Source organism: Pseudonocardia sp. KRD291 (genome assembly GCF_019263595.1).
Classification (GTDB): Bacteria; Actinomycetota; Actinomycetes; order Mycobacteriales; family Pseudonocardiaceae; genus Pseudonocardia.
Map to the genome: position 1 here is coordinate 1 of NZ_JADQDD010000310.1, position 6,836 is coordinate 6,836.

The following is a 6,836-nucleotide window of genomic DNA, read 5'->3' on the forward strand; positions in this document are numbered from 1 at the left end:
GCGTTAAGGCTCCACAACGCTGGATTCGAGTGGGGTCAGCCTGCGGTGAGGGTCGCGTTGTAGAGGTCGCGCTTTCCGACTCCGGCGCCGGTGGCCACCGCGGCCACGGCGTCCTTGAGGCGCTCTCCGTCGGCCACCCGTTCGCGGACCGCGGGGATCAGCGAGTCGATCGACGGGGCCTCGGCGACGTCGGCGCCGGCCAGCACGACCGTCACCTCGCCGCGCACCTCGTCGGCGCCCGCCCACTCCGCCAGCTCGGCCAGCGTGCCGCGCTTGACCTGCTCGTAGCGCTTGGTCAGCTCCCGGCAGACCGCGGCGCGACGGTCGGCGCCGAGCACCTCGACGGCCAGGGAGAGCAGGTCGGCGACCCGGCGCGGCGACTCGAAGAACACCACCGCGCGGGGCTCGCGACGCAGGTCGTCGAGCCAGCGGCGGCGTTCGCCGGGCTTGCGCGGGGCGAAGCCCTCGAAGCAGAAGCGCTCGCAGGGCAGGCCGGACAGGACCAGTGCCGTGGTCACCGCGGACGGGCCGGGCAGGCACGTCACCGGCAGGTCCTCGGCGGCGGCCGCCGCGACCAGGCGGTAGCCGGGGTCGGAGATCGCGGGCATCCCGGCGTCGGACACCAGCAGCACCGTCGACCCGTTCCGGACGGCCTCGAGCAGGCCGGGCATCCGCTCGCCCTCGACCGCGTCGTAGTGGCTGACGACCTTGCCCCCGATCTCGACGTCCAGGGCGGAGGCGAGGTGGCGGAACCGGCGGGTGTCCTCGGCGGCGACCAGGTCCGCGGTCGCGATCAGCTCGCGCAGCCGCGGTGAGGCGTCGCGCGCGTCGCCCAGCGGCGTGGCCGCCAGGACCAGGGCACCGGGACGGGCGAGCGCGTCGGTCATCGGATCAGCCTACGATCGACCCCCGTGGCTGTTGGCACCCCGACCGGAGTCTCCGGCAGCAGGGTGGCCGGGCCCGCCGAGGAACCGGGCCTGACCCCGCTCGGCGCGCCGCCCCCGATGCGCCGAGCCGACCCGGGGCCGATCTCGCGGCTGGGCCGTCCCCCGGCCACCGACACCCTGCGCGGCTGGCTCGTCACGGCCGGGATCACGCTCCTCGCGGCGGTGCTGCGCCTGACCGACCTGGGCGGGACGACCGACCGCGGCACCCCGATCTTCGACGAGAAGCACTACGTGCCACAGGCCTGGCAGATGGTGCGCAACGGCGGGATCGAGGACAACCCGGGCTACGAGAAGGTCGTGCACCCGGCGCTGAGCAAGCAGCTGATCGCGCTCGGCGAGGCGATGTTCGGCTACGACGGGGTCGGCTGGCGGATCGCGGCGGCGCTGGCCGGGGTCGCGTGTGTGCTGCTGATCGTGCGCGCGGCCCGGCGACTGACCCGGTCCACCGCGCTCGGTGGCCTGGCCGGGCTGCTGCTGATCTGCGACGGGCTCTCGCACGTGCAGTCGCGGATGGGCATGGTCGACGTGTTCAGCGCGCTGTTCGTGCTGGCCGCCTTCGCCACGCTGCTCTGTGACCGCGACGACGTGCGCGCCCGGATGGCCCTCGTCGTGGCCCAGGACCGGGTCCGGGACCACGTGTTCGGACCGCGCTGGGGCGTGCGCTGGTGGCGGCTGGCCACCGGGGTGCTGCTCGGGCTGGGCTGCGGGGTGAAATGGAGCGGCGTCTACTACGTCGTCGCGTTCGGGATCCTGGCCGTGCTCTGGGACGTGTCGCTGCGCCGCAGGGCCGGCGTCGCGCGGCCGTGGGTCGGGACGATCGTCCGCGATCTCGGGCCCGCGCTCTGGGCACTCGCGCTGGTGCCGGTCCTGGCCTACCTGAGCACCTGGTGGGCGTGGTTCGGCAGCGAGACCGGGATCGACCGGCACCAGGTCGGGCGCGAGATCGGCACCGGCGGGATGTGGTCGTTCCTGCCGGACTCGCTGCGCTCGCTCTGGTACTACCACGGGCAGGTGCTCAGCTTCCACGAAGGACTGACCACCCAGCTCGCAGGCCGCCACCCGTGGGAGTCGAAGCCGTGGACGTGGCCGATGGGGCTGCGCCCGATGCTCTACCAGTACGCCGACCAGGGCGTACGCGGCTGCGACGCCGGTGACTGCGTCAGCGCCGTGATGCTGATCGGCACGCCCGCTCTGTGGTGGGCGGCGATCCCGGTGCTCGCCTGGGGTCTGTGGCGGGCCGTCACCCGGGCGGACTGGCGCTGGGCCGCGGTGCTGGTCGGCTACGGCGCGGGGTTCCTGCCGTGGTTCCTGAACCTCGACCGCCAGATGTACTTCTTCTACATGATGCCGGTGGCCCCGTTCCTGGTGCTGGCCACGGTGCTGGTGATGGGTCAGATGCTGGGCGAGGCGGACAGCTCGGAACGGCGGCGGCGGATCGGTCTGCTGTTCGTCTCCGGCTGGGTGACGCTGATCCTGGTCAACTTCGTCTGGCTCTGGCCGATCCTCGTCGGCACGCCGATCACGGAGGCGCACTGGCAGGCCGAGCTCTGGCTCCCGTCCTGGCGGTGAGGTCGGTCGATGATCGCCGGCATCGGGCGGACCCGGCCACGGATGGCCGCTCCGGCCCGATCCCGGCGATCAGGTGGCACGGTCGAGGGTGCGACGGATCTGTTCGACGACCCATGCGGGCTTGTCGACCATGTGGTGCCAGGTGAACCGGAGCAGCTCCCACCCGCCGGCGACGAGGACGTTGCCCTTCACCCGGTCGCGCTGAAAACGTCCCGGGTCGGTGTGCCACGCCCAGCCGTCGACCTCGAGGGCGACCCGACGGGCCGGGAAGGCGATGTCGATCTCGTACCCACCGAACGGGAGGCCGAGCACCCACCCGTCGATCCCGGCCGTACGGAGCAACCGGATCAGCCGCCGTTCCGCGCCCGAGGCGGCCCGGTCGGCGGCGCCGGCCAGCAGCTCACCGGCCCGGGCGGACCCGCGTGCACCGAGATTCCGGCAGTAGGCCGCGTACACGGCGTCGAAGCCCACGTGCTGCTGCAGCGCCCGGTCTAGGAACACCGAGCCGTCCGACCGGGCCACGGCCGTCTCGAGCGCCGCGAGAGGGCGCGCCGTCACCCCGATGCCCCGGACCGTCGCACGATCCGGCAGGGGGACGTCGCGGCGGCGGATCCGGATACCCGTCGGAGGCCTGTGGTGGTCACGGGCCGGCAGGGTGATCTCGACGTCGCCGGGGGCCTGCTCAGCATCCCGTGCCAGTAGGCCGAAGCGGGACCCGAGACGAGGGCCGGCGCACCGGCCCAGAGCCACGCTCCGCGAACCACCGACTCGTCGCTCGCCCGGTGGCCCTCGGCCAGGAAGACCCCGGGATACAACGACCACCACCGTCCCTGCGCCACCCGTCGCCGGATCGTCCGCTCGGACATCCCCGCCGCCACGGCCTGCGCGCGCGCGACGACACCGGCCTGGTAGCGCAGGACGTCCGGGAGACCCACGCCCGGCAGCGTGGTTCCCGGCCCGTCGCCACCGGGCGGGTTCTCCGGCAGCGCTTCGCTACCGGGAACCGGTCGGGCCCGACCGTGATCGACAGAACCGGGCGGGACCGGCCACCGATGGCCGTTCCCGCCCACTCCCGGCGATCTCGACCACGCGCACCCGCTCGGCGGTGGGGTACACGGCGTGTCCGGGTACCTGGCCGCGTCCGATGCACTCAGCCGATCACGACGTTCGTCCCGAACATTCCGGACGGGTCGTGGCGGCGCCCGATCTCCAGCAGGCGGGCCCGGTCGTCGTCGGACCACAGGGCCCCGACCCGGCCCGCGGACGCCTGGCCGAGCAGGTTCACCAGCCCGCCGCCGGCCGTCCACGGGGCCAGTGCGTCGACCAGCGACGCGGCCCGGGCCGGGACCTGCACCGCCGCGTCCGGACCGGCCGGCACGCCCAGGCAGTAGACGGAGAACGCCGCGTCCCGGCCGCTGACCGCGTTCGGCACCTCGGGGCGGCGGGCGATCGCGCCGCCGAGCAGCCGCAGCTCGACGAGCACCAGCGGGCTCGACGAGTCCGGTCCGGCCTCGTCCAGGATCGCGTCGACGGCCCCGGCGGGCAGCGCGGCCAGTGCGGTGCCGCGGTCCCAGACCGGCATCGGGGCGGTCGGGTCCATGTGCACGGCGTCGATCGCCGGGTAGGGCATCTCTCCGACCAGGTCGAGGATCGGCTCGGCGGCGGAACGCATCGGTGCGAGCAGCGCGGCGCCGGACTCCGCCGACCCGAGGTGGGTGAAGCGCAGGTGGGCGACGAACCGGCCCTGCAGCGGCGGGGGCAGGTTCGGGTCCGGCGGCAGCGCCAGCAGCGCGACCGACGTCGTCGCGTCCTCGGGCAGCGTCGGCGCCCACTCCCGCCAGGCGTGCAGCACCGCCGGCGCCGACCCGCCCGGGAAGAAGATCCCACCGCCGTGGAAGCGGGTGACCGGCATCAGCGCGAACTCGATCGACGTGACGATCCCGAAGTTGGCCTTGCCTCCGCGCACGGCCCAGAACAGGTCCGGGTCGCACTGCGCGTCGACGTCGCGGATCTCGCCGTCGGCGGTGACGATCGTCAAGGCCGTGACGTGGTCGGCGGCGAAACCGTAGCGCCGCGCCATCGGGCCCAGGCCGCCACCGGTGGTGTAGCCCACGACCCCGACCGACGACGCCGAGCCGTTGAGCGGGGCCAGCCCGTACGGTGCGGCGGCGTCGATCACCTCCCGCCAGCGCACCCCCGCCTCGACGCGTGCGGTGCGGGCAGCGGGGTCCACACTCAGGCCGGTCATCCGGCGGGTCGAGACCAGTACGGTGCCGTTGAGGTCGCCGAGCAGGCCGTGCCCGGTGGCCTGCACCGAGACCCGCCTGCCGGTCGCGGCGGCGTGCCGGACGGCGGCGGCGACGTCGGCGGGGCGGGTGGCCCCGACGACGACCGCCGGCGAGGGCAGGTAGGCGGCGTTGAACCCGGAGACCTCCTCGGCGTAGCCGGGATCGGTGGGTTCGAGCACCGGCCCCTCCACTGCGACGACGAGCGCGGCGAGCGCGGTGTCGGGAACGAACGTGGTCATGGGTCTCTCCTGGCGAGGTGCGGTCGGTGCTGACGGGGGCAACGCTGCTCCCGGACGCGGCCGGGCCCCATCCCAGCGATCTGGGGAACCGGCCCCCCACATCTCTGGGAGGCCGCTCTGACCAGTGGTTTCGCCCGCGCTCTTACCCAGAAGTGGGGATGGCCGCGCGGTGCCGGGCTGAGCAGGATCGATGCCATGCCCCTGATGCCGGCCGAACGCGCCCGGGCCCAGCTGGGCGGCCTCGCCGCCGCCGGTCTGGACGCGCCGGTGTTCGCCGCCGGGGCGATCGAGATCCTGCGGGCCGCCCTGCCGTTCTCCGCCGCCTGCCTGGCCACCACCGACCCGGCCACCGAGCTGGTCACGAGCACCGTGAAGTGGCAGCTGACCGACGAGAACGACGAGGAGTGGGCGTACCAGGAGTACGAGGTCGAGCAGTACAACTCGATCGACGTGGCCCGCCGGCCCGGAGGGGTGACCACGGCGGCCCAGGAGACCGGCGGCGACCTGGCCTCGCTGCGCCGGTTCAGCGAGTTCTTCGTGCCCCGCTACGGCTTCGGCGACGAGCTGCGCGCGACGTCGACGGTCGACGGCGCCGTCTGGGGGTTCGTCGCGCTGTTCCGGGACGGCCCGCACGCGTCGTTCACCCCGGCCGAGCTGGAGTTCGCGGCCTCGGTGAGCACCCTGTTCGGGCGCGGGCTGCGCAGCGGGCTGGTGGCCGGGGCGGTCGACGGCGGCGCCACGGCGGACGGGCCGGCCGTGATCGTCGTCGACGGGGCGGGCGAGATCGTGCAGGCCGGGATCGGCGCCGCGGCCCGCGTCGCGGACCTGGGTGGTGCCCCGCTCGGCACAGGGCCACTGCCGTTCCCCCTGGTCACGCTCGTCGGCGCCGCGCGTCGCTACTCCTCCGGCCGCCTCGACGTGCTGCCGCGGACCCGGCTGCGGTCCCGTTCCGGGCAGTGGGTGGTGGCGCACGCCTCGCCGCTGACCTCACGCGACGGCCGCTGCACCGACGTCGTCCTGACGATCGAGGAGGCCCGGCCGCCGGAGATCGTGCCGCTGGTGGTGGCCGCGTTCGGGCTGACCCCGCGGGAGCAGGAGGTGGTGCGCCTGGTGCTGCAGGGATCCGACACCGCGGAGATCGCGCGGTCGCTGCACCTGTCGGCCTACACGGTGCAGGACCATCTGAAGTCGGTGTTCGACAAGGTCGGCGTACGCAGCCGGCGCGAGCTCACCGCGCGGGTGTTCTTCGACCAGTACGCGCCGCGGCTGGCCGCGGCGTCCGGGGTGGCACCGTCCGGGTGGTTCGCCCCGGCCGTCTGACACCGGCGGGAACTCACGGCGCCCTCGCGACGACTACCCTCCGGTGACGATGCCTGTCCCCGCCCCGGCCCCTGCCTCCCGGGCCCGGCTGCGCGCCTCCCGGGCGGTGACGCTCACCGTGCTCACCGCCCTCACCCTGCTGCTGGCCAGCGCCCCGGCGTGGGCGCACACCGAGCTGGTCCGCAGCACCCCGGCGGCGAACTCCGCCGTGGCGACGGCGCCGTCGGCGGTCGCGCTGACGTTCAGCGAGGAGATCAGCCCGGACCTGGCCACGATCACCGTGACCGGCCCGGACGGGCAGCGCTACGAGAGCGGCCCGCCCACCGCGTCCGGGGAGACCCTGTCCCTGTCCCTGCGCCCGCTCGGCCCGGCGGGGGCCTACCGGGTCGACTACCGGGTCGTCTCCGACGACGGGCACCCGGTCGCCGGTGCCGTCCCGTTCACGCTGACCGCGGCCGGTCCGGGCGCCGCCT

General features: G+C 74.5%; 6 protein-coding genes. 3 read left to right on the top strand and 3 right to left on the bottom strand.

Annotated elements, in window-relative coordinates; all coding sequences use genetic code 11:
• Window positions 1-35: 35 nt before the first annotated feature.
• A complete protein-coding gene (gene rsmI / locus I4I78_RS28020; RefSeq protein ID WP_218614504.1) occupies window positions 36-887 on the bottom strand; it encodes a 16S rRNA (cytidine(1402)-2'-O)-methyltransferase in 852 nt (283 codons plus the stop codon).
• 63 nt (window positions 888-950) lie between these two features.
• Here rsmI and I4I78_RS28025 point away from each other — a divergent pair, with 63 nt between their 5' ends.
• Complete coding sequence (locus I4I78_RS28025) at window positions 951-2,516, top strand: dolichyl-phosphate-mannose--protein mannosyltransferase (protein WP_374225933.1); 1,566 nt, start codon at window positions 951-953, stop codon at window positions 2,514-2,516.
• A 69-nt stretch (window positions 2,517-2,585) separates the two neighbouring features.
• On the opposite strand, the gene I4I78_RS28030 is transcribed toward I4I78_RS28025, so the two are convergent.
• Both I4I78_RS28030 and I4I78_RS28035 read right to left on the bottom strand, forming a co-directional pair.
• Window positions 2,586-3,074, bottom strand: coding sequence for an endonuclease domain-containing protein (locus I4I78_RS28030; protein ID WP_218614505.1), 489 nt, complete (start codon window positions 3,072-3,074; stop codon window positions 2,586-2,588).
• Window positions 3,075-3,666: 592 nt separating this feature from the next.
• Entirely contained in the window at window positions 3,667-5,043 is a 1,377-nt protein-coding gene (locus I4I78_RS28035; protein WP_218614506.1) for an FAD-binding oxidoreductase, read from the bottom strand.
• Window positions 5,044-5,238: 195 nt separating this feature from the next.
• On the opposite strand from I4I78_RS28035, the gene I4I78_RS28040 reads away from it, so the two are divergent.
• A complete protein-coding gene (locus tag I4I78_RS28040; RefSeq protein WP_218614507.1) occupies window positions 5,239-6,363 on the top strand; it encodes a response regulator transcription factor in 1,125 nt (374 codons plus the stop codon).
• 49 nt (window positions 6,364-6,412) lie between these two features.
• A partial coding sequence (locus I4I78_RS28045; RefSeq protein ID WP_218614508.1) for a copper resistance CopC family protein occupies window positions 6,413-6,836 on the top strand: 424 nt, incomplete at its 3' end.

Bases quoted from the DNA above. Each gene is read 5' to 3' on its own strand.
- rsmI (WP_218614504.1), bottom strand. From the start codon at position 887: ATGACCGACGCGCTCGCCCGTCCCGGTGCCCTGGTCCTGGCGGCCACG.
- I4I78_RS28035 (WP_218614506.1), bottom strand. From the start codon at position 5,043: ATGACCACGTTCGTTCCCGACACCGCGCTCGCCGCGCTCGTCGTCGCA.
- I4I78_RS28040 (WP_218614507.1), top strand. From the start codon at position 5,239: ATGCCCCTGATGCCGGCCGAACGCGCCCGGGCCCAGCTGGGCGGCCTC.